The sequence below is a fragment of the Gordonia sp. NB41Y genome (assembly GCF_030718915.1).
Classification (GTDB): domain Bacteria; phylum Actinomycetota; class Actinomycetes; order Mycobacteriales; family Mycobacteriaceae; genus Gordonia; species Gordonia desulfuricans.
On record NZ_CP132196.1, the window covers coordinates 2,153,200 to 2,172,376 of the forward strand.

The 19,177-nt window shown below is 68.9% G+C and carries 18 protein-coding genes and 1 pseudogene; 12 read left to right on the plus strand and 7 right to left on the minus strand.

Translation table 11 applies throughout. The annotated features are described in order from the left end of the window. Positions 1-4: 4 nt before the first annotated feature. The 3 genes from Q9K23_RS09230 to Q9K23_RS09240 are packed head-to-tail and all read left to right on the plus strand — an operon-like array spanning position 5 to position 3,452. Positions 5-1,411 carry an ethanolamine ammonia-lyase subunit EutB gene (locus Q9K23_RS09230; RefSeq protein WP_053777179.1) on the plus strand — a complete coding sequence of 469 codons (1,407 nt, stop codon included), beginning with the start codon at positions 5-7 and terminating at the stop codon, positions 1,409-1,411. After that, a complete protein-coding gene (eutC, locus tag Q9K23_RS09235) occupies positions 1,408-2,196 on the plus strand; it encodes an ethanolamine ammonia-lyase subunit EutC (RefSeq protein WP_053777180.1) in 789 nt (262 codons plus the stop codon). The genes Q9K23_RS09230 and eutC overlap by 4 nt, the downstream gene beginning before the upstream one ends. Next, on the plus strand, positions 2,193-3,452 hold the full coding sequence (locus tag Q9K23_RS09240) for an MFS transporter (RefSeq protein WP_305950481.1): 1,260 nt from the start codon (positions 2,193-2,195) through the stop codon (positions 3,450-3,452). Before eutC ends, Q9K23_RS09240 begins: the two co-directional genes overlap by 4 nt. Here Q9K23_RS09240 and Q9K23_RS09245 read toward each other — a convergent pair. Then, positions 3,434-4,138, minus strand: coding sequence for a TetR/AcrR family transcriptional regulator (locus tag Q9K23_RS09245; protein WP_261977888.1), 705 nt, complete (start codon positions 4,136-4,138; stop codon positions 3,434-3,436). The two genes, Q9K23_RS09240 and Q9K23_RS09245, sit on opposite strands and share 19 nt — an antisense overlap. An 83-nt stretch (positions 4,139-4,221) precedes the next feature. Between Q9K23_RS09245 and Q9K23_RS09250 the strand changes: the two genes are divergently transcribed. From Q9K23_RS09250 to Q9K23_RS09260, 3 genes are read left to right on the plus strand one after another with little or no spacing between them, the layout of a single operon-like run. Next, positions 4,222-4,890, plus strand: a complete 669-nt coding sequence (locus Q9K23_RS09250) for a class II aldolase/adducin family protein (RefSeq protein WP_187343543.1) — start codon at positions 4,222-4,224, stop codon at positions 4,888-4,890. After that, a complete protein-coding gene (locus tag Q9K23_RS09255) occupies positions 4,887-5,714 on the plus strand; it encodes a phosphotransferase (protein WP_020791441.1) in 828 nt (275 codons plus the stop codon). The genes Q9K23_RS09250 and Q9K23_RS09255 overlap by 4 nt, the downstream gene beginning before the upstream one ends. Beyond that, positions 5,711-7,297, plus strand: a complete 1,587-nt coding sequence (locus Q9K23_RS09260) for a glycerol-3-phosphate dehydrogenase/oxidase (RefSeq protein WP_261977890.1) — start codon at positions 5,711-5,713, stop codon at positions 7,295-7,297. The genes Q9K23_RS09255 and Q9K23_RS09260 overlap by 4 nt, the downstream gene beginning before the upstream one ends. Here the strand turns inward: Q9K23_RS09260 and Q9K23_RS09265 are convergent. From Q9K23_RS09265 to Q9K23_RS09290, 6 genes are all read right to left on the minus strand, one after another. After that, a complete protein-coding gene (locus Q9K23_RS09265) occupies positions 7,278-8,441 on the minus strand; it encodes an LLM class flavin-dependent oxidoreductase (protein WP_053777181.1) in 1,164 nt (387 codons plus the stop codon). The two genes, Q9K23_RS09260 and Q9K23_RS09265, sit on opposite strands and share 20 nt — an antisense overlap. A 7-nt stretch (positions 8,442-8,448) precedes the next feature. Further along, positions 8,449-9,186, minus strand: coding sequence for an ABC transporter ATP-binding protein (locus Q9K23_RS09270; RefSeq protein ID WP_187343544.1), 738 nt, complete (start codon positions 9,184-9,186; stop codon positions 8,449-8,451). Next, the gene (locus Q9K23_RS09275) at positions 9,183-10,037 is read right to left on the minus strand and encodes an ABC transporter permease (RefSeq protein WP_020791754.1); all 855 of its coding nucleotides are present in this window, start codon (positions 10,035-10,037) and stop codon (positions 9,183-9,185) included. The genes Q9K23_RS09270 and Q9K23_RS09275 overlap by 4 nt, the downstream gene beginning before the upstream one ends. Beyond that, positions 10,034-11,083: an ABC transporter substrate-binding protein gene (locus Q9K23_RS09280; protein ID WP_261977891.1), complete on the minus strand. Its 1,050-nt coding sequence runs from the start codon at positions 11,081-11,083 to the stop codon at positions 10,034-10,036. Before Q9K23_RS09280 ends, Q9K23_RS09275 begins: the two co-directional genes overlap by 4 nt. A 571-nt stretch (positions 11,084-11,654) precedes the next feature. Beyond that, entirely contained in the window at positions 11,655-13,238 is a 1,584-nt protein-coding gene (locus Q9K23_RS09285; protein WP_305950482.1) for an HNH endonuclease signature motif containing protein, read from the minus strand. A 546-nt stretch (positions 13,239-13,784) separates the two neighbouring features. Then, on the minus strand, positions 13,785-14,669 hold the full coding sequence (locus Q9K23_RS09290; RefSeq protein WP_053778173.1) for a 3-methyladenine DNA glycosylase: 885 nt from the start codon (positions 14,667-14,669) through the stop codon (positions 13,785-13,787). A gap of 192 nt (positions 14,670-14,861) precedes the next feature. Between Q9K23_RS09290 and Q9K23_RS09295 the strand changes: the two genes are divergently transcribed. From Q9K23_RS09295 to Q9K23_RS09320, 6 genes and pseudogenes are all read left to right on the plus strand, one after another. Next, complete coding sequence (locus Q9K23_RS09295; RefSeq protein WP_053778164.1) at positions 14,862-15,677, plus strand: class I SAM-dependent methyltransferase; 816 nt, start codon at positions 14,862-14,864, stop codon at positions 15,675-15,677. Further along, positions 15,674-16,021 carry a hypothetical protein gene (locus Q9K23_RS09300; protein ID WP_020793809.1) on the plus strand — a complete coding sequence of 116 codons (348 nt, stop codon included), beginning with the start codon at positions 15,674-15,676 and terminating at the stop codon, positions 16,019-16,021. Before Q9K23_RS09295 ends, Q9K23_RS09300 begins: the two co-directional genes overlap by 4 nt. 40 nt (positions 16,022-16,061) lie before the next feature. Then, positions 16,062-16,727, plus strand: a complete 666-nt coding sequence (locus Q9K23_RS09305; protein ID WP_053778163.1) for a helix-turn-helix domain-containing protein — start codon at positions 16,062-16,064, stop codon at positions 16,725-16,727. Between the two features lie 559 nt (positions 16,728-17,286). Beyond that, a pseudogene (locus Q9K23_RS09310) lies at positions 17,287-17,652 on the plus strand (hypothetical protein); the annotation flags it as partial. Further along, positions 17,649-18,365 carry an ATP-binding cassette domain-containing protein gene (locus Q9K23_RS09315; RefSeq protein ID WP_053778162.1) on the plus strand — a complete coding sequence of 239 codons (717 nt, stop codon included), beginning with the start codon at positions 17,649-17,651 and terminating at the stop codon, positions 18,363-18,365. The pseudogene Q9K23_RS09310 and the gene Q9K23_RS09315, both read left to right, overlap by 4 nt. After that, positions 18,362-19,177 carry a hypothetical protein gene (locus tag Q9K23_RS09320; RefSeq protein WP_053778161.1) on the plus strand — a complete coding sequence of 272 codons (816 nt, stop codon included), beginning with the start codon at positions 18,362-18,364 and terminating at the stop codon, positions 19,175-19,177. The genes Q9K23_RS09315 and Q9K23_RS09320 overlap by 4 nt, the downstream gene beginning before the upstream one ends.

Here is a 19,177-nt window from a genome sequence, read left to right on the forward strand (position 1 = left end):
TCGTGTGAGATACCGTCAGACGCTGCGCGGACACACCTACGAGTTCACCGGTCTCGTGGATGTGCTGGCCAAGGCCACCCCGGCGCGTTCCGGTGACGAATTGGCCGGGTGCGCAGCCGAATCCGATGCGCAGCGCGCTGCGGCCGCATGGGTGCTCGCCGATCTGCCGCTGACGGTCTTCCTGGAGCAGGCGGTGGTGCCGTACGAGACCGACGAGATCACCCGCCTGATCATCGACACCCACGACCGGACCGCGTTCGCGCCGCTCGCCCCGCTCACGGTCGGCGGTCTGCGCGACTGGCTGCTGGAGCAGGTCGTCGCGCCCGACGGAGCCCGGCGCCTCCGCGAGGTGGGTCCGGGCCTGACCCCGGAAATGGTTGCGGCGGTGAGCAAGTTGATGCGCAACCAGGATCTGGTCGCCGTCGCCCGGCGGATCGAGGTGACCGCCGCCTTCCGCACCACCATCGGCGTGCCCGGACGGCTGGCCACCCGCCTGCAGCCCAACCACCCCACCGACGACCCCCGTGGAATCGCCGCCGGGATGCTCGACGGCCTGCTGCTCGGCAGCGGTGACGCGGTGGTCGGGATCAACCCCGCCACCGACTCCCCGCAGGCCACCACCGCGCTGCTCGAACTGCTCGACGACATCCGGATGCGCTACGACATCCCGATGCAGTCGTGTGTGCTCTCGCACGTCACCACCACCATAGGCCTGATCGAGCAGGGCGCCCCGGTCGACCTGGTGTTCCAGTCGGTGGCCGGCACCGAGGGCGCCAACCGTGGTTTCGGCGTCGACCTGGCGATCCTGCGGGAGGCCGACGAGGCGGGCCGCTCGCTGGGGCGCGGCACCGTCGGCAGCAACGTGATGTATCTGGAGACCGGGCAGGGGTCGGCGTTGTCGGCGGGAGCGCACCTGGGTACCGATGGGCGGCCGGTCGACCAGCAGACCCTGGAGGCCCGCGCCTACGCGGTCGCCCGGGAGCTGCGGCCGTTGCTGGTCAACACCGTCGTCGGGTTCATCGGCCCGGAGTATCTCTACGACGGCAAGCAGATCATCCGTGCCGGCCTCGAGGACCACTTCTGCGGCAAGCTCCTCGGCCTGCCGATGGGCGTCGACGTGTGTTACACCAACCATGCCGAGGCCGACCAGAACGACATGGACACGCTGTTGAGCCTGCTCGGGCTGGCCGGGGTGGCCTTCGTGATCACCGTGCCCGGCGCCGACGACATCATGCTCGGATATCAGAGCCTCTCGTTCCACGATGCGCTGTATCTGCGGAATGTGTTGGGCCTGAGGGCAGCTCCGGAGTTCGAGACGTGGCTGCAACGGCAGGGGATGGCCGATTCGGGTGGTCGCATCCTGCCGCTGGATCCGTCGCAGTCGCCGTTGCGCGGGCTGGCCGCGTCATGAGTTCCCCCGAGTTCCCGGACCCCTGGAATCCCCTGCGCGGGTACACCCAGGCACGAATCGGACTGCAGCGCAGCGGTTATGCCTCCTCCACCGCCGATCTGCTGCGGTTCCAGGCCGACCACGCCGCGGCCCGGGACGCGGTGCACACCCCGCTCGACGTCGACGCACTGACCGTCGGCCTGCGCCGGCTGGGGCTCGGCGAACCCGCCGTGGTGGCCGGGCGCGCTGCATCGCGCGCGGAGTATCTGCGACGCCCCGATCTCGGCCGTCTGCCCGCCGATCTCGGCGCCCTCACCCCACCCGATGGCGGAGCCGATGTGGGAATCGTTGTGGCCGAAGGCCTCTCGGCGACGGCGGTGAGCACTCACGCGGTGGCGCTGACCGCGGCCGTCGTCGACGCCCTCACCCCGGATCTGCAGGTGGCGGCACCGGTCGTCGCGACCGGCGCACGGGTGGCCCTCGGCGACCACATCGGTGAGGTGCTGGGCGTGCAGACCCTGCTGGTGATCATCGGTGAGCGCCCAGGCCTGTCGGTCGCCGACAGCCTCGGCATCTACCTGACCCACCTGCCCCGACCCGGGCGACGCGATTCCGAACGCAACTGCATCTCCAACGTGCACCCGCCCGACGGCCTCGGCTACGTCCAGGCCGCCCGGATCGTGCGGGCCCTGGTCGACGGGGCCCGCCGGCTCGGGGCATCGGGTGTGGCCCTGAAGGACACCTCCGACCGCACCGCACTCGACCCGATGCCCGGCGGCACCGAAGGAGGCGACACCGCATCGTGACGACCCACTCCTCCACCGGACCAGACCTGCCGGTCGGCGGTGGCCTGCGGGCCCGCAAGGCCGCGGTCGCCGCGGGATATGCCGCACAGGGCCTCGGTTATGCGGCGGTGATGACCGCGCTGCCCACCTTCCAGGACACGTGGGGCATCGACGAGACCGGGGTGTCGCTGATCCTGCTGGGTACGTGCGTGATGGCCGGACTCGGTTCGGTGGCCGCCGATTTCCTCGCGGTCCGCCGCGGCAGCCGGGTCGCGGTGTGTGCCGCGCTCGCCGTCCAGACCGTCGCGATCGCGACCATGGCACTCGCCCCGGCGTACGGGGTGTTCCTGGCCGCGGTGATCGTCTACGGAATCGGGCTGGGCACCATGGACGCCGCGGTCAACATGCAGGGCACCATGCTCGAGGCCCGCACGGGCATCGCCCATCTGGGCCGGTTCTATGCCGCCTACACCGCGGCCGCGGCACTCGGTGCGGTGGCGATGAGCGGATTCCTGTCGTCCTCGGCGGGCGCGGTGGGTGCGCTGTTCACCGCCGCCGTGGTGCAGATCGCGGTCGCGGCGTTCGGATTCGGGGCGCTCGACCCGTCGCGGGAACGCGCCGCCCCGAAGACCGATCCGCGGGCCGCCGACGACGCGCGGCCGGTCCTGCCGCGTCGCGCGATCTGGGTGGTCGGGATCGTGCTGATGGCCGCGTACATGCTGGACTCGGCGGTGTCGACGTGGAGCACCGTCTATCTCACCGAGGCCTTCGACGGTGTCGCCCGCCTCGCGCCCCTCGGATATGCGCTCTATCAGGCCACCACGCTGATCTCACGGCTGCTCACCGACCGGCTGGAGATGCGGTGGGGGGTGACCCGGCTGGCGATCGCCGCGATCGTCATCGGGCTCGCCGGATGCATCGTCGTCGCCGCGGTCCCCACCTTCGCCGGTGCGGTCACCGGTTTCGCGATCGCCGGCGTGGCCGTCGGCATGCTGGTGCCGGTGACATTCGCCGCCGCCGGCCGCATCCTGCCCGCCCGCCGCGACGAGGTGATCGCGCGGGTCAACCTGTTCAACTACGTCGGCGTGATCCTGGGTGCGGTCACCATCGGCGCGATCGCGTCCGGCTCCGGTATCGGACCGGCGTTCCTGATCCCCGCGGCGGGTCTGCTCGCGGTGATCCCGGCCGTACGCCGGATCCACGCGCACACCGGTTCGGTGGTCGCCGGCCGGTCAGCGGCCGATCAGTCGCCGGCCGATCAGTCGCCGTCGAGGTAGGTACGCAGCATCGACTCGAGTTCGTCGAGCAGGGCGAGGTCGGGTTCGTCGCCGCCGAAGGCCTCGTGCATCACCGCATCGGTGGCCGTGAACACCACACGTGCGGCCACCGCATCGGTGCGGCGGACGCCGCACGCGACCATGAGTTCGTGCACCTTGGCGGCCATGCGGTTCTTGTGCGCCCGGCCGGTGTCACCGGGCACCGAGGTCACCGACCGCACCAGCCGGACGATGCGTTCCTCGGAGTAGATGCGGGCGATCTGGCCGATCACCTCGGCAACCGGGTCGTCGACGTCCTCTTCGGCGACGCGGCTGATCACGACGTCCATCAGGGCCTCGATCCGACCGTGGTAGCGCGCGACGAGCGCTGCGGCGATGGCCTCCCGGTCGGGCAGGTACTGATGCAGCGCTCCCGGTGACAACCCGGCGGCGTCGGCTACCCGGGTCAGGGTGAGCGCCTCGACCCCCTCGGTGGCCGCGATCCGATCCGCCGCGGCCAGCGCCCGGGACACCTTCTCGCGGGAACGCATCTGGGTCGGCGTGCGCCGCAGCGGGACCCCGCTCAGATCCTCCTGCGGGACCCTACTCAGATCTTCCTGCGGGACCCCGCCCAGGTCTTCCTGCGGGACATGCCCGCCCGGCGCCTCCGCCTCTTCGGCGCTACGCTGATCGGGGTCGGTTGACACCAGGCAACCATAACCCGACTCACGGGTTACCTCCACAGAAACCAGACTTGACTTTGGTTTCCCGGGCCTTCAGGCTGAACCCCGTGTCCTCAGGCCCCTCACCTGCCGCCACCTTGCGAGAAACCGTCGCCACGGCTGCTCGACGCCTGGCCGAGTCCGGTGTATTCGTCGGTACCGCAGGCAATATCAGTGCCCGTTCCGACGACGTCGTGGCCATCACGGCATCCGGCGCCCAGTTGCGCGCCATCACCGCCGACCAGGTGACCCTGGTCACCCTGTCCGGAGAGGTCGTCGACGGCCCCCGCCCGTCGTCGGAGATCGACCTGCACCTCGGCGTGTACCGGCGCCCGGAGTTCGCCGCGATGACCTCGGTGGTCCACACCCATTCCCGCTTCGCCACCGCATTGTCGGTGGTACGCGATCACCTCCCGGTGATCCACTATCAGCAGCTGTCACTCGGTGGTGCCCTGCGTGTGGCCCCGTTCGCGACCTTCGGCACGCCCGAGCTCGCCGACGCCGTCCATCGGGCGCTGTCGGGTCGACTTGCCGCACTGATGGCCAACCACGGCGCGGTGGCCCTCGGCATGGGTGTCGATAATGCCGCCGACAACGCCCTCCTGCTGGAGTGGCTCTGCGAGATCTATTGGCATGCGAGCTCCCTGGGCACACCGAGAGAGCTCACCGAACAGCAACAGCGCGCCGTCGTCGAGCATGCGCTGCAGATCGGCTACGGCACTGTGAGGCAGGCATGACCGAGACCGGCCTCGGGGAGCTCCTCGCCACCGGCCGCACCAGCGACATCCACGTCTGGGGCGACGACAAGGTGATCAAGGTCTTCAAGGACGACGTCGACACCGCGATGATCGCCAAGGAGATCCGCGATTCGGCCACCGTCCACCAGCTCGGTGTCACCCCGATCCGCTACCACGGTGCGGTCACCATGCCCGACGGCCGGATGGGAATCGTCGTCGACCGCCTACACGGCGACGCCCTGACCACCGTCGCCGAGCGCCGGCCGTACAAGATCGCCTCCGTCGCACGACGACTCGCGCGCGAGCACACGGCCATCCACGCCACCGCCACCACCGATTTCGACGATGTCCGCGACGTGGCCCAGAACCTTCTGCACACCTGTCCCCTGTCGGGCCTGACCCTGGGCGAGCGCGACGCGCTGCGCAGGCAGATCCAGGCACTGCCCGAGGGGAATTCGGTGCTGCATCTGGATTTCCACCCACTCAACACCTTCGAGCACGGCACCGGGATCGCGACCATCGACTGGCAGTCCACCGCATCCGGTCACCCCGCAGCCGATGTCGCCGCCACCTGTCTGCTGTTCACCGAAGCCGAACTGTTCCCCGGTATCTCGGCATTCCAGCGGGCGCTCTATCAGTCGGTGCGCCGGGTGATGCTGCGGTCCTATCTCGCCGAGTACACCCGGATCACCGGGATCGGCCGGGCCGAGATCGCACCCTGGATGACCACCGCACGCATCCTGCGGTTGGGGTGGCTCGACGTCGAGAGCGAACGCGAACCCCTGCTCACCCGTATCCGCGCGTCGATCGCGACCACCTCGTGACCGGCACAGAAGGGTCACCGAACCCTCTGCAGCGCAGCGATTTCGGCGGTCGCACCACCACCGTCGACGTCCTGGTCATCGGCGGCGGGATCACCGGTGCGACCGTGGCCTACGAGGCGGCGAGCCGCGGCCTGCAGGTGGCCCTGGTCGAGCGCGCCGACTACGGCGGGGCGACGTCGGCGGCCACCGGCAGACTCGTCCACGGCGGTCTGCGCTACCTCAAGCAGTTCGACATCGGGCTGGTGCGCGAATCGCTCGCCGAACGTCGCACCCTGATGTCGATCGCCCCCAATCTGGTGGACCCGATCGGCATGGTGCTCCCCGAGCCCGGATTGGTCGAGCGGGTCGGGCTGACCGCCTACGACTTGCTGTCCTTCGACCGTAACCGGATCGCCGATCGCTCCAAACGGATTCCGCGGCACCGGATTCTCAGTCGCGACGACTTGTCCCGGCGGGGCCTGACCGGGTTGCGGTCGGGTGCGCTGTTCCACGATGCGATGATGCCGAATCCGGAGCGGCTCACCCTGGCCTTCCTGCGCAGTGCCGGTGCCTACGGCGCACAACTGGCCAACGACGTCGCCGTGGAGACGATCATCGGTGGTGGTGGCCGCGTCGTCGGCGCGCAGGTGCGTGACGGGCGGACCGGCCGGCAGGGCGAGATCCGGGCCCGAGTCACGGTCAACGCCACCGGCCCGTGGGCGCGTGACGTGCTGGCGAACAGCCCGGTCACCGATGTCCTCACCCCGCCCGCCCCGCCGGTGCGGTCGGAGGGCATCTACCTGGTCACCCGGCAGTTGTCGACGACGATGGTGCTCACCGTGTCCGGGCACAGCCATTTCAGCGTGGCGCCGTGGCGCGGCCTGAGCCTGATCGGCCCCACCGAGACGCCCTATCACGGCGACGTCGACGACTGGCGGCTCACCCGCTCATCGATCGACGACTTCCTCGAGACGGTCAACACCACCTCGATGCTGCCGGTGCAGCTGGGACCCGACGACGTACTCGCCGCCTACGGCGGGTTGCGTCCGCTGACCGAGCAGACCTCCACCGACACCTACAACGCCAGTCGCGCATCGGAACTCGTCGATCACCGCGCCGACGGACTCGACGGCATCGTGTCGGCGACCGGCGGCAAGTACACCACGTCGCGGGCCTTCGCCGAGAGCACTGTGGACACCCTCGCCGCGATCGGCGGCCTGCAGGTACGGCCGAGTACGTCGGCCACGGCGATCCTGGTCGGCTGCGCCGCGTCCGACGCCGACTCCGGCATCGTCGAACAGCTCTACGGCGGTGCCGCACCCGCGGTGCATACACTCGCCGACGAGGACTCGCGGCTGGCGCGCATCGTCACCCACGACGGCATCCCACTGGCCGCCCTCGCCTACTCCGCACGCTTCGAGTCGCCGCGGTCACTGTCCGACCTGTTGTTGCGCCGCACCGGGATCGGCACGGTCGGACTCCCCGCCGACGACGACCTGGCCGAGATGGCGGCCGTCGCCGGCGCGGAACTCGGCTGGGATGACACCCGGATCGACGCGGAGATCAAGGCGAGCCGCGCCGAACTCAGCGTTCCCGACCACTGACCACCGCGGCCGGGCCGGCGGCGGCCCGCTCGGCCGCGCGCACCAGCGGGACGACACCCTCGGCGAACCAGAAGGCCTCCTCGATGTGCGGTTGCCCGGAGAGGATGAAGTGGTCGACGCCGATCGCACGGTACTCGGCGATCAGTGCCGCCACCTCGGCATGACTGCCGACGAATGCGGTTCCCGCGCCGGGACGGACGAGTCCGTATCCCGCCCACAGCCCGGGATGGACCTCGAGCCGGTCGAGGTCGGCGTTCAGGTCGAGTTGTCGGCGCTGTCCTTCGGATTCGGACTGCAGCAACCGTTCCCGGGCGAGGGCGATGAGCGCCGGGTCCATCCGGTCGACGAGCCGGCGTGCTTCGGCCCAGGCCTCCTCGCTGGTGTCGCGGCTGATCACGTGCGCCCGGATACCGAACGACAGGGTGCGTCCGTGCCGGGCGGCCCGGGCACGCACGTCGGCGATCAACGCCGCCACCTTGCCCGGCGGTTCGGTCCAGGTGAGGTAGGTGTCCACCGAAGACGCGGCCACCTCGCGGGCGGGTTCGCTTGCGCCGCCGAAGAACACCGGCGGTGCGGGAACCGGCGGATGGGCGACCACAGCCCCGGACACGTCGTAGTACTCGCCGGTGAAGTCGAACGGTGTCCCCGTCCATGCCTGTCGCACGATGGTGAGGAACTCACCGGCACGGGCGTACCGTTGTTCCTTGGTCAGCCGGTCACCGAAGCGACGCTGCTCCTCCGCGTCGCCCCCACACACGATGTTCAGTGCCAGACGGCCTCCGGAGAACTCGGCGAAGGTCGCCGCCTGCTGTGCGGCGAGTGTCGGGGTGATCAGGCCCGGCCGGAAGGCCACCAGGAAGGTGAGCCTGCTGGTCTCCCGGATCAGTGCCGCGGTGGTCAGCCAGGCGTCGTGGCACCAGGTCCCGGTGGGGGTGAGCACCGACTCGAATCCGAGCCGTTCGGCGGTCTTGGCCACCAGCGCAAGGTAATCCAGGTCCGGTGGCCGGATCGTCGACGCGGTGCCCAGGACCCCCGCCGACTGTAGGCCGCCGATCACCTCGCGGCCGTCGCCAGAGGTGGGCAGGAACCAGTGGAAGTGGGCGGGGCCGTCGGTGTCCGCGCGCCGGGTCGTCGGGCTGTTCATTGCGGGCTCATCCTCTCTCGGGTGGTGACGGGACCGCGCCGACGCGGGCGCCGACACCGAGGTGTTCGAGCACCTGCTCGCGCAGTTCCACCAGGGCGCGGTCGTCACGGACTCGCGGGCGGGGCAGGTCGACGGCAACGTCGTGGGCGATGGATCCGTCTTCGAGTACCAGAATCCGGTCGGCGAGCACGACGGCCTCTTCGACGTCGTGGGTGACCAGCAGGGCGGCGAACCCATGTGTCTCCCACAGCCGGGTCAGCAGTGCATGGGCCTCGAGTCGGGTGAGTGCATCCAATGCGCCGAACGGTTCGTCGAGCAACAGCAGGTCGGGATTGCGGACCAAGGCCCGGGCCAGTGAGACCCGTTGTGCCTCACCGCCGGACAGGGTGAGCGGCCACGCGTCCGCACGGTGGGCGAGACCCACCTCGCCCAAAGCGTCCTCGGCGAGCCGATCGGAGTCGGGCCGCCGGAGGTTGAGCGACACGTTCTTGGCGACCTTGCGCCATGGCAGCAGTCGCGGCTCCTGGAAGGCGACGGCACGGGAACCGGCGACCTCGAGGGACCCTCCGTGCTGCTCGTCGAGCCCGGCGATGATCCGCAGCAATGTCGACTTGCCGGAGCCGGATCGGCCGACCAGGGCGACGATCTCCCCGGCGTGCAGGGTGAGGTCGATCCCGTGCAGCACGTCGACCTCGCCGAACGACCGGGAGATGCCGACGGCGTCCACCACCACGCGGCTGCTCATCGGACCACCCGCCATCGCAGCAGCCGGCTCTCCAGGCCGCGCACGATCGTGTCGCTGATCAGTCCCAGCAATGCGTAGATGACCAGCCCCAGCACGATGATGTCGTTGCGGAAGTAGGTGCGCGCGTTCATCACGAGATAGCCGAGGCCGGCGTCGGCGTTGATCTGTTCGGCCACGATCAGCGACAGCCACGCGACGCCGAGGGACAGCCGGAAACCGGTGAGGGCCTCCGGCATCGACCCGGGGATGATGACGGTGCGCGCCAGACCGAGCCGGCCCAGTCCCACCGCGCGACCGGCCTCGATGAGCTTGGGGTCGACGCCCTTGATACCGGACACCAGGTTCAGGTACAGCGGGAACAGAACGCCCAGCGCCACCATCAGGATCTTGGGTTCCTCACCGATGCCGAACCACACCACGAACAGTGGGATGAGTCCGAGGAACGGCACGGTACGCAGCATCTGCAGGGGTGGGTCGATGGCGAGGTCGGCCACCCGGAAGAAGCCGACCAGCAGCCCGAGCAACACCGCCACCGTCACGCCGAGGGCAAGGCCGATCCCCACGCGCTGCAACGACACCGCCAGCGCGTCCTGGAGGCTGCCGTCGGCCCAGAGTTCCTGCGCCGCAGCCCACACCTGAGTCGGAGGTGCCAGTTTGCTCTCCGGGATCACCCCCCGGGACGACAGGATCTGCCACAACGCGAGGATCACGAGCGGGGAGACCAGTCGAATCCAGGGACCGGAACCGATGCGCTGCAGCCGGCCTCGCCGACGACCCGATGTGCTCTTCCGATGCTGGCCCGGCTCTGCCCGGGCCGACGGCGCGGAGCGTTCGATGACCGCCCCGGTCATCCGCTCACCCCTGCTCCGGTGACCGCGCTGTTGAACTGTGCGTCGAAGTAGTCGGCGGCCTTGGGTGCCCTGGGGATCTCACCGGCGCCCGCGAACAGGTCGATCAGCTTCTGCTGCTTGGCGATCTGCTCGTCACCGATGGGAACCAGCGGTCCGGAGCCGGTGGCAAAGGTCGCACGGGCGATCGGCTCGGGCAGCTTGGTGAGTTTGCTGAAGATCGGCACCCATTCGTCGGCGTGTGTCACCGACCACTGGTTGGCGCGGGTCAGACGGCCGAGCAGATCGCTGAGTGCCTCACGCTTGCGCGCGTCACCCAGGGCCTGATCGGAGGCGAGGTAGTAAACCTGCTGGGTGGTCAGTCCGGCACCGTCGGCGATCACCTTGGCGTGTGCCTGTGCCTGTCCCAGTGTGCTGTACGGGTTCCATACCGCCCACGCGTCGACCTGCCCGGAGGAGAACGCCGACAACGCCTCCGTAGGAGACAGATAGGTCGCGTCGATGTCGTCGGGTTCGAGACCCGCCTGCTCGAGCAGGGCAAGGACGAGGCCGTGCGAGCTCGATCCCTTGGCGAAGGCGATCTTCTTGCCCTTCAGATCTGCGATCGATCGGGCCGGCGAACCGTCCGGGACCAGCAGGAAGTCGTTGGGTTCGGTACGTGCCTGTACCCCGACGATCTTGATCGGCGCTCCACCGACCTGGGCGAACACCGGCGGGACGTCGCCGGTCCCGCCGAAGTCGACCTTGCCGGCACCGGCGGCCTCCAGCAGCGGCGGACCGGATTCGAACGAGGCCCAGGTGATGTCGTAGGGCAGGTTGTCGAGCTCACCGGCGGCTTCCAGCAGCGACTGGGTGCTCTTGACCTGGTCACCGATGGTCAGGGTGACCCTACTCGACGAGTCGGACGCTTCGTCGTCCGACGACGAGCAGCCCGACAGCGTCAGGCCGGTCACCGCGGCGACGGCGACGGCCGCGACCCCCAGTCGGCCCCAACGGGATCTGGTGCGGCCGGGCCGCGTGTACCCGGTGTGCGTGGACTTCTCGGACACAGTTCTACCCCCAAGTCTCGGTATCGGGTCACGAGTCTGTCGGCACAAGGGTGGCTCCACAATGATTCGAGTCGGCGTGAGCCGATGTCGCCACTCGGCGAGCATTGTTCGACCAGCACTCACACCGGTTCGATCAAGCAGGGGTGTCCGCAACCGTCTCGGGCAGTGGTGGCGGTTCCGATGGTGTATCCAAGATTGAACTCCGCGAGATGCGCATATCCTTAATTGCCGGTGCTGCAGCATATTTCGATGGTTGAGCCGGGACCGAGCCGCGAGGCGAGGACCCGTGTCGAAACCCGGTGAGACGAGCGTGTCCGCAACCGGTCTTCAGGGTGGTCGCCATCGGACGTCGGCCGGCGGAGGTTTCGACACGGCTCGTCGCTACGCTCCTCGTCGGCTCAACCATCAACGGGAACACCTTGTTTGGATGAGAGCGCTACTTTGATTCTCTCAACCACCCATGGCAACAGCGTATTTGGATGGTTGAGCCGGGACCGAGCCGCGAGGCGAGGACCCGTGTCGAAACCCGGTGAGACGAGTGTGTCCGTAACCAGATCCGGACACACCACCGCTATCCGGGGAACGTGGTGACGGTCTTCCCGGATACCGGGTTGCGCCAGGTGACGGCACGGTCGGCGAGCATGGTCGGGATCCACAATCCGAGGTGTTTGCGCTGATGATCGGCGCGACACAACGGGATGAGGTTGTATTCGACGGTCCACCCACCGGCTCGGGGGTCGGCTCGGTTGAATTTGACGAGGTGGTCGAGTTCGCAGTCGGCGGCATCACGCCCGCACCCGGGGTACCGGCAGGTCTTGTCCCAGATGATCTTCTGCCGTAGCCAGTCTCGGGGTTGGTACCACAATGCCCAGCGGGGTGGGTTCACATATCCGCCGTGCCCGGTGGGGTCGACCGGTGGGGCCAGACCGCGTTCGGTGATGGTGGTGACGGTTTGCCAGGCGGCGAGGTTACGGCCGATCGCGGCGAGATCGATTCCGGGATCATCGAGTTCGGGCAACTCGAGTTCGGGTAGGTCCATACGGGTGACGAGGTGTCCGTCGGCGATGTCGTGCCAATGCTGGGGGTCGATCGCCCCGTAACCGACCAGGCGGGGTGCGGCCACACCGGTGGGGTCGGTGATCACGGTCAACGATGATTGTGCGGGTATCAACGCGATCGGAGGTCGCGGCCCGGCGCCCTCGTCGGTTTCTGCCTCGATCTCGACGTCGTCGTCGACCAGCGCTGGTGCGGGTGCGGGCGTGGGTGTGGGTGGTGGGGTGTAGTCGAGGTCGAGTTCGGGGTCGGGGGCTGGTGTCGGGGGTAGTGGGATGGCGCGGGTGCAGTGTTCGTCGTCGCAGGTGCAGGCGAGTACGGCGTCGGGCATGTGGTGGAGTTCTTTGAGTGCTTCGACGCGTAGCCGGCCTGTGGGGCGGGGGTCGCGGGGGCAGATCCGTTCGTTGATGAGGTTGCGGATGCTGGTGGCCAGGAACACTCCGACGTCGGCGGGCATGGTGGCGTGGAGACGCATGTGGCCGTGGGTGTCGTCGGTGATGGTGACGTTTTGTTCGGTGTCGGCGAATTCTTCGCGGCGGTCGGCGGCGGCGTCGGGGTCCAATGCGATGACCATTTCGGCGATCTGGTTGCGCAGGGTGCGGTCGGCGGTGGGCCGGTCGGCGAGGGCGAGGGCACAGGTTTCGGCGTAGGTGCGGACGTCGGGGTCGGTGAGGTGGGCGAGTTCGGTGAGTAGGTAGCGGGTGCGGGTGAAGCTCCAGTGGCCGTCGAGGAACGCTTGGCGTAGGCGGTCCCATCCGGTGAGGAGTCCGGCGATCCAGATCCAGTCGGCGGCGATCGCGGGTGAGGTGCGTAGTGCGATGGCGACTTGGGAGGTGGCGGCTTTGTCTGCGGTGCGGGCGATACGCGCGGTGGTGGAGGTGGTGGTGACGAGCATGTGGTCGATGGTGTGTCGGGCGATCTGGTGGGCGGTGAGGACTTTGCGGGCCATCAGTCGGTATTCGTCGCGTTGTAGGTTTTCGGCGATGGTGTCGACGTGGGTGGAGGAAAGGTGTTGGATGCGTGTGTAATCGGTGATCGGGTCGGTGAGGGTGAACACCGACATGACTTCAACATCGGTGTCGGTGTCGGTGTTGGTGGTCATGTGGTCGCCCCCTCGGGTGGTGTTCGATCTTGTGTTCCAGTGTAGTCGGGGGGTGTGACAGGAATTGTTGTGTGACTGGGGGTGTGGGTGGTTGCGTGGTGAGGTCGGGTCGCGGAGATTTCGACTCGCCTTGTCGCTGCGCTCCGCGTCGACTCAATCATCGTATGCAGGTGGGTGGTTGAGCAGGCCGTCTAGTTGCTCTCGTAGGTGACCGTCTCTGAGGTGGTTGCGTGGTGAGGTCGGGTGACGGAGATTTCGACACGACTTGTCGCTACGCTCCTCGTCGGCTCAATCATCTTGTGCCGGTGGGTGATTCATCCGCGGTGGTTGATCTCGACTCGACTTGTCGCTGCGCTCCGTGTCGCTCAATCATCGTATGCCGGTGCGTGGTTGCGTGGTGAGGTCGGCTGGCGGAGATTTCGACACGACTTGTCGCTGCGCTCCGCGTCGGCTCAATCATCGTGTGCGGGTGGCCGGTTGACTTGGCGGAGCCCCTGTCATGTCGCGCCGACTCGCGACCGTCTCAGAGATGGCCGGCTCTCGGCGTCACATCTCCCGATGGTCGCGGACACTCATCCGGTGTCCGTGGCGTTCGGGCCACACCCCGAACAGTACGATCAGGCGGATCAATCGGAATCGCTGCCCGGCATAGGGTTCGAGGAGTTCGAGCATTCCGTCGTCGTCGACGGGTTCACCGATCAGGTTGTAACCCACGAGTTTCGGGATGTGGTAGTCGCCGACGGGGACCGCGTCGGTATCGCCGACAGCCCGTGCGCGGGTCTCGGCCACCGTCCACGGACCGACGCCGCGCAGCACGTCGAGCCGATCGGGATGTGCCTCGACGTCCATGGCGGTGGCGCCGCGGATGGTACGCATCCGGACGGGTTCGGCCCCGCTGCGATGCCACTCCCATCCGGGGATGTCGGCCCATACCGTCGGCGGCGGTGGCACCCGCATCGTGTCCGGGACCGGACCGGGGGCGCGTTCACCGAAGTGCCGCAACAGGTATCGCCAAGCACGCCACGCCTCGGCACCCACCACCTTCTGTTCCAGGACGGCCGGGACGAGGGCCTCCCAGACCCTGTCGGTGCGGGCGATACGCAAACCTTCACCACGCCTGGCCAACTCGCGCACCACGTCGTCGTGGATCGGCATGGCCGTCGGGTCGTCGTCGACGCCGAGCATCGTGGGCACGTGGTCGAGCAGCCAGGGCGCACCAGACCCCCATGCCCGGGCCACCACCTCACCGCCGGCATGCCGCATCGTGAGGGTTCCGGGGCCGTCGGGGGTGTGCACCGCACGCCACAGCGAACCGTCGTTGCCGTACCGGAACGCCGGGTCACCACCACCTCGCCGGTGCAGACCCACGGTCGTCCGCAGATCCACACGCCAGGGCGGCGTCCAGATCCGGGTTCGTTCCGCTGTCACCATCAGTCGCCGACTGTAGTCGCCCATCCGTCGACACCACCCGGGCCGTCCACACCACCCGGGTGTCGGCATCTCGTCGGGCTCACTCCCCCGGCCGGCAAGTCGGACAATTCACACTTAGGCAACCCTTGCCTTATCGGCTGCGTGAATTTAGAGTATGGATGTTCCTTTTAATTCATCCATCCGGGAGTTGCCATGTCCGAGACCGCCCCCTCCGGGGATCGCCTGCCCCTCGCCGAACGCAAGGTGGAGGACCTGCCCGGGCACTGGCTGCTCGCCCACCTGGGCAAACGAGTGCTGCGCCCCGGTGGCCGCGCACTCACCGAGCAACTGCTCGACGACGCCCACCTCACCGATGCCGATGTGCTGGAGATCGCGCCCGGCCTGGGGAAGACCGCCACCTCGATCCTCGAACGCAACCCGCGCAGCTATGTGGGCGTGGAGGCCGACGCCGACGCCGTGTCGCTGACGCAGCAGGTCGTCGGCAGCAGGGGCCGCGTGGTGACCGCCGACGCCGACTCCACCGGCCTCGACGACGCCAGCGTCGACGCCGCGATCGGCGAGGCGATGCTCACCATGCAGTCCGAACGACACAAGGCCGACATCATCGCCGAGGCCTTCCGCGTGCTGCGCCCCGGCGGGCGCTATGCCATCCATGAGCTCGCCCTCAACCCCGACACCCTCTCCGACGACCAGAAGACCGAGATCCGCAAGTCCCTCGCCCGCTCGATCAAGGTCAACGCCCGGCCGCTCACCGAGGCCGAATGGCGCACGGTGCTCACCGATGCCGGCTTCGAGATCGAGACGGTACGTTTCGCCCCGATGGCGCTGCTGCAGCCGCGGCGTGTGATCGCCGACGAGGGTGTGGGCCGCACACTGCGTTTCGTCGCGAACGTCATCCGGCAGCCCGCCGCCCGCAAGCGGGTCCTGGGCATGCGCAAGACCTTCACCACCTACCGTGACAACCTCGCCGCGATCGAGGTCATCGCCCGCAAGCCGGCCGACCGATGAGCACCGCGCACACCACCGATGCCGGGGTGTACACCGTCATCGACGGTCTGCGGTCCCCGGCGCCCGCCGATTCCGACGGCCCGACCATCGATGCGATGGCGCGGGCCGACGGGGTCACCGTGGTGCGCATCGCTTTTCGTGCCGGCCAGGTGATGGCCGATCACCGCGCGGTGCATCCGATCCTGGTACTCGGTCAGACCGGTGAGATCGACTTCGCGGTCGGTGGCGAGCATGTCAGCGTGTCTCCCGGTGTGGCGGTTCACGTCGCCGCCCAGGTCACCCACGCGCTGACCGCCGTCACCGACGCCGTGGTTACCCTGATGGTCCTGACCCCCAGGAAGTAACGTGGAATGAGTCCTTCACCATCGGTCCGGGAGTGCACTCATGAGCAGCGAACCACGCAGCGCCGTGCTGTCGGTGCTGCGTGCCTCCGACGCCCCGCTGGCGGCGCCGGATGTGGCACAGCGGCTGGGAATCCACACCACCACGGCGCGCTTCCACCTGCGCAATCTCGTCGACGACGGCAAGGCGTCGGCGCTGACCCTGCGCTCGGATTCCCGCGGCCGGCCCCGCACCGGATATGTGGCGATCGCCGAGATGGCGGTCGACCCGCTGCTGTCGGCGCTGTTCGAGCAACTCGGGACCACGGCATCGGACCGGGAGGAGGCCGCCGCGCGCGCCGGACGGGCATGGGCATCGGCACTCTCCGGCGGGATGCCGACGCCACCCACGGACACCGATCTGCCCGACCCGGTGACCATCGCCACCGATACCCTGCGCCACCTGGGCTTTCGGGTCTCGGATGTGATGAGCGCCTTCGGCACCCACGAGATCCGCATCTGTTCCTGCCCGCTGCGCCAGGTGGGCGCCGCCCACCCCGAGGTGGCCCGGGGGATCGCCCGGGGCGCCATCGAGTTCGCCCTGGCCTCGGGGTCACCGACGCTCGCCGACCACTACGGGGTCACCGTGACCCCGGCGCCCGACGGCGACTGCGAGATCACTCTCCGGCTGAGCCGGCGCCGCTCCCCCGTCGAATCCTCGACGGGCTGACCGCGGCCCTCGGTTCCGTCCGGGCGACCGCCACGACCGAGGAGAACCGACCGTGAGCAATGCTCCCTATGGTGTCGACGATCAGTACGGCACCGACTACCCGACCGCACCGGTCTCCGCCGGGCCACAGGCCCCGCCGGCAGATCCCGGGTCGTCGGCCGATCCCGAACCGGCGGGACCCCCGCCATCAGAACCCACGACGTCGGGTGGAGTCCACCTTCCGACGGTGTTGGCCGCGGCCGGGGTGTCCGCGATCATCGCCGCCGTGATCGTGACGATCGGCGTGGTCGGGATGGTCGTCACCGCCGACCGCGAGGTCGCCTCCGCACCACCGGCGGTGGTCACCGTCGCACTCGGACAGGGTGCCTCGACGACGCCCACGCGGCCGGCCGCCTCCGGCGCGTCGACACCCGCGGCCGGGGCTCCTGCCGCCCAGGTCCCCGCCGGTGAGGTCCCCGCCCAGGATGTTCCGGCACAAGATGTTCCGGTGGCGGTGGCACCGGGGACCACCGAGCCGACCGCCCCCGCGGGCACCGCGACCACCGCGGCACCGGCAGGATTTCGGGTCACCAGCGAGCAGCCGACCGCCGCAGAGCTGAACAGCATCATCGAGTTCCTGGTCGCCACACCGGCGTCGGACTCGGCGAAGGCCGCGAATCTCGAGGGTGGGATGAATGCGGTGATCGTGCCTCGCACGGTGTACACGCTCGGCCTGTTCCGCCCGCCGCTGGGTTGGCATCAGGTGTCCGACCCGAAGCAGGACGGTGACACCATCACCGCCACCCTGACCAGCGGTTCGGCCGGTCGGCCGACCATCCGGGTGCCGATCCAGTTCAAGCGGATCGACGGGAACTGGCGGCTGTCGGCGAGTTCGCTGTGCCAGGGCGTCAAGACCGTCGGCCTCAACATCTACTGCAACCAATGATCACCGCCGAGAATCTGACGGTCCGGCTCGGCGGTGTCACCGTCCTCGACGACGTCTCGATGACGGTGGCACCCGGCGAGCTGGTCTACCTGCTGGGACGCAACGGTGCCGGCAAGTCGACGTTGCTGCGCGCCTGTTGTGGCGCACAGCCGGCGAGCTCGGGCCGGGTACACATCGGCGGGCGTCCGCCCCGGTCGCTGCCCACCCCGATGACCGCCCTCGGCGTCCACCTCGGCGGGGATGTGACCGCGCCGGGAGGGCACACCGGCCGCCGCTATCTGCGGTGGCTGGCCGCGGCCGGGGGCGTCGATTCCGCCCGGGTCGACAAGGTGTTGGCCCAGGTCGGTCTGGCCGATGTCGGTTCACGTCGGGTCAGCGCCTACTCGCTCGGGATGCGTCAGCGCCTGGGGATCGGTGCGGCATTGCTCGGCCGTGCCCCCGCCCTGATCCTCGACGAGCCGCTCAACGGCCTCGACATCGACGGAATCCGTTGGTTCCGTGGGCTGATCGCCGATCTCACCGCGCGCGGATGTGCGGTGCTGATCGCCTCCCACATGTTCGACGAGGTGGCCCGGACCGGTGACCGCGTGGTGGTCCTCGACGGTGGCCGCGTCGCCGCCGACGCCCCGATCGCCGGCTTCATCGGTTCCCATGCGGACCTGGAGTCGGCGTATGTCGCCCTGACCACCCCGCGAACGGCGGTCGCATCATGACCGGTCCCGTTGCAGTACAACAGTTGTGGCGTGCAGTGGATGCCGAGTTCATCCGTGCCGGCGGCCGGCGGGGTGCGTTCGTACTGGCCGCCGTCCCGGGTGCGATCGTCCTGCCGCTGGCCGTCACGCTGGTGGTGGCGCTGGTGTCGGAGCGGTTCGCGTCGTTGTCCAGCACGATCTCGGTGACCGCGGTCGCCACCACCAACTCGGTGTTCTGGGTCATCGAGTTCACCGCGATCGTGTGGGCGTTGATCGCGGCCGTCGCCGAGGCCACCAATTCCCGTGGCGATCAGCGGGATCGGCAACGCTATCTGTTCCCGCGCACCTGGACCGGACCGCTCGCCCGCTGGCTGGCCTACGGGGTGTGCGCCGCGATCTCGAGTGCGATCCTGGTGGCCGCGATCATGCTGATCCTGTCGGCGGGCTTCCCGAAAGTCTATGGTGGCGTGGATCTGTGGACGTCCGACGGCGCCCGGCTCGTCGTGGCGGTACCGATCTATGCGTTCCTGGCCTGCGGGATCGGTGCGGGACTCGGCGCCCTCATAGCGCATCCGGCCGTCGCCGCGATCGTACTGCTCGGGTGGGCATATGTGATCGAGAACGCCATCGCCCTCATCCCTCACGGCGGCTACACGGTGCAGGGCTACATGCCGTTTCTCAACGGGCAGTTCGCAACCGGACAGGATCTCGCGTTCACCCCGCCCTGGGGACCGAACGGCGCGATGGTCTACTACGCCGCGATCACGCTGTGTGTGTTCGCCGCCGGGTGTGGCGCCCAGGTGTGGCGTCGCTCCGCGCGATCCGCGCGATGA

Coding starts and splice junctions, on each gene's coding strand:
- Q9K23_RS09270 (WP_187343544.1), bottom strand. CDS start 9,186: ATGAGCAGCCGCGTGGTGGTGGACGCCGTCGGCATCTCCCGGTCGTTC.
- Q9K23_RS09305 (WP_053778163.1), top strand. CDS start 16,062: ATGAGCAGCGAACCACGCAGCGCCGTGCTGTCGGTGCTGCGTGCCTCC.
- Q9K23_RS09315 (WP_053778162.1), top strand. CDS start 17,649: ATGATCACCGCCGAGAATCTGACGGTCCGGCTCGGCGGTGTCACCGTC.
- Q9K23_RS09285 (WP_305950482.1), bottom strand. CDS start 13,238: ATGACCACCAACACCGACACCGACACCGATGTTGAAGTCATGTCGGTG.
- Q9K23_RS09265 (WP_053777181.1), bottom strand. CDS start 8,441: ATGAACAGCCCGACGACCCGGCGCGCGGACACCGACGGCCCCGCCCAC.
- Q9K23_RS09300 (WP_020793809.1), top strand. CDS start 15,674: ATGAGCACCGCGCACACCACCGATGCCGGGGTGTACACCGTCATCGAC.
- Q9K23_RS09320 (WP_053778161.1), top strand. CDS start 18,362: ATGACCGGTCCCGTTGCAGTACAACAGTTGTGGCGTGCAGTGGATGCC.
- Q9K23_RS09290 (WP_053778173.1), bottom strand. CDS start 14,669: ATGGTGACAGCGGAACGAACCCGGATCTGGACGCCGCCCTGGCGTGTG.
- eutC (WP_053777180.1), top strand. CDS start 1,408: ATGAGTTCCCCCGAGTTCCCGGACCCCTGGAATCCCCTGCGCGGGTAC.
- Q9K23_RS09295 (WP_053778164.1), top strand. CDS start 14,862: ATGTCCGAGACCGCCCCCTCCGGGGATCGCCTGCCCCTCGCCGAACGC.
- Q9K23_RS09255 (WP_020791441.1), top strand. CDS start 4,887: ATGACCGAGACCGGCCTCGGGGAGCTCCTCGCCACCGGCCGCACCAGC.
- Q9K23_RS09275 (WP_020791754.1), bottom strand. CDS start 10,037: ATGACCGGGGCGGTCATCGAACGCTCCGCGCCGTCGGCCCGGGCAGAG.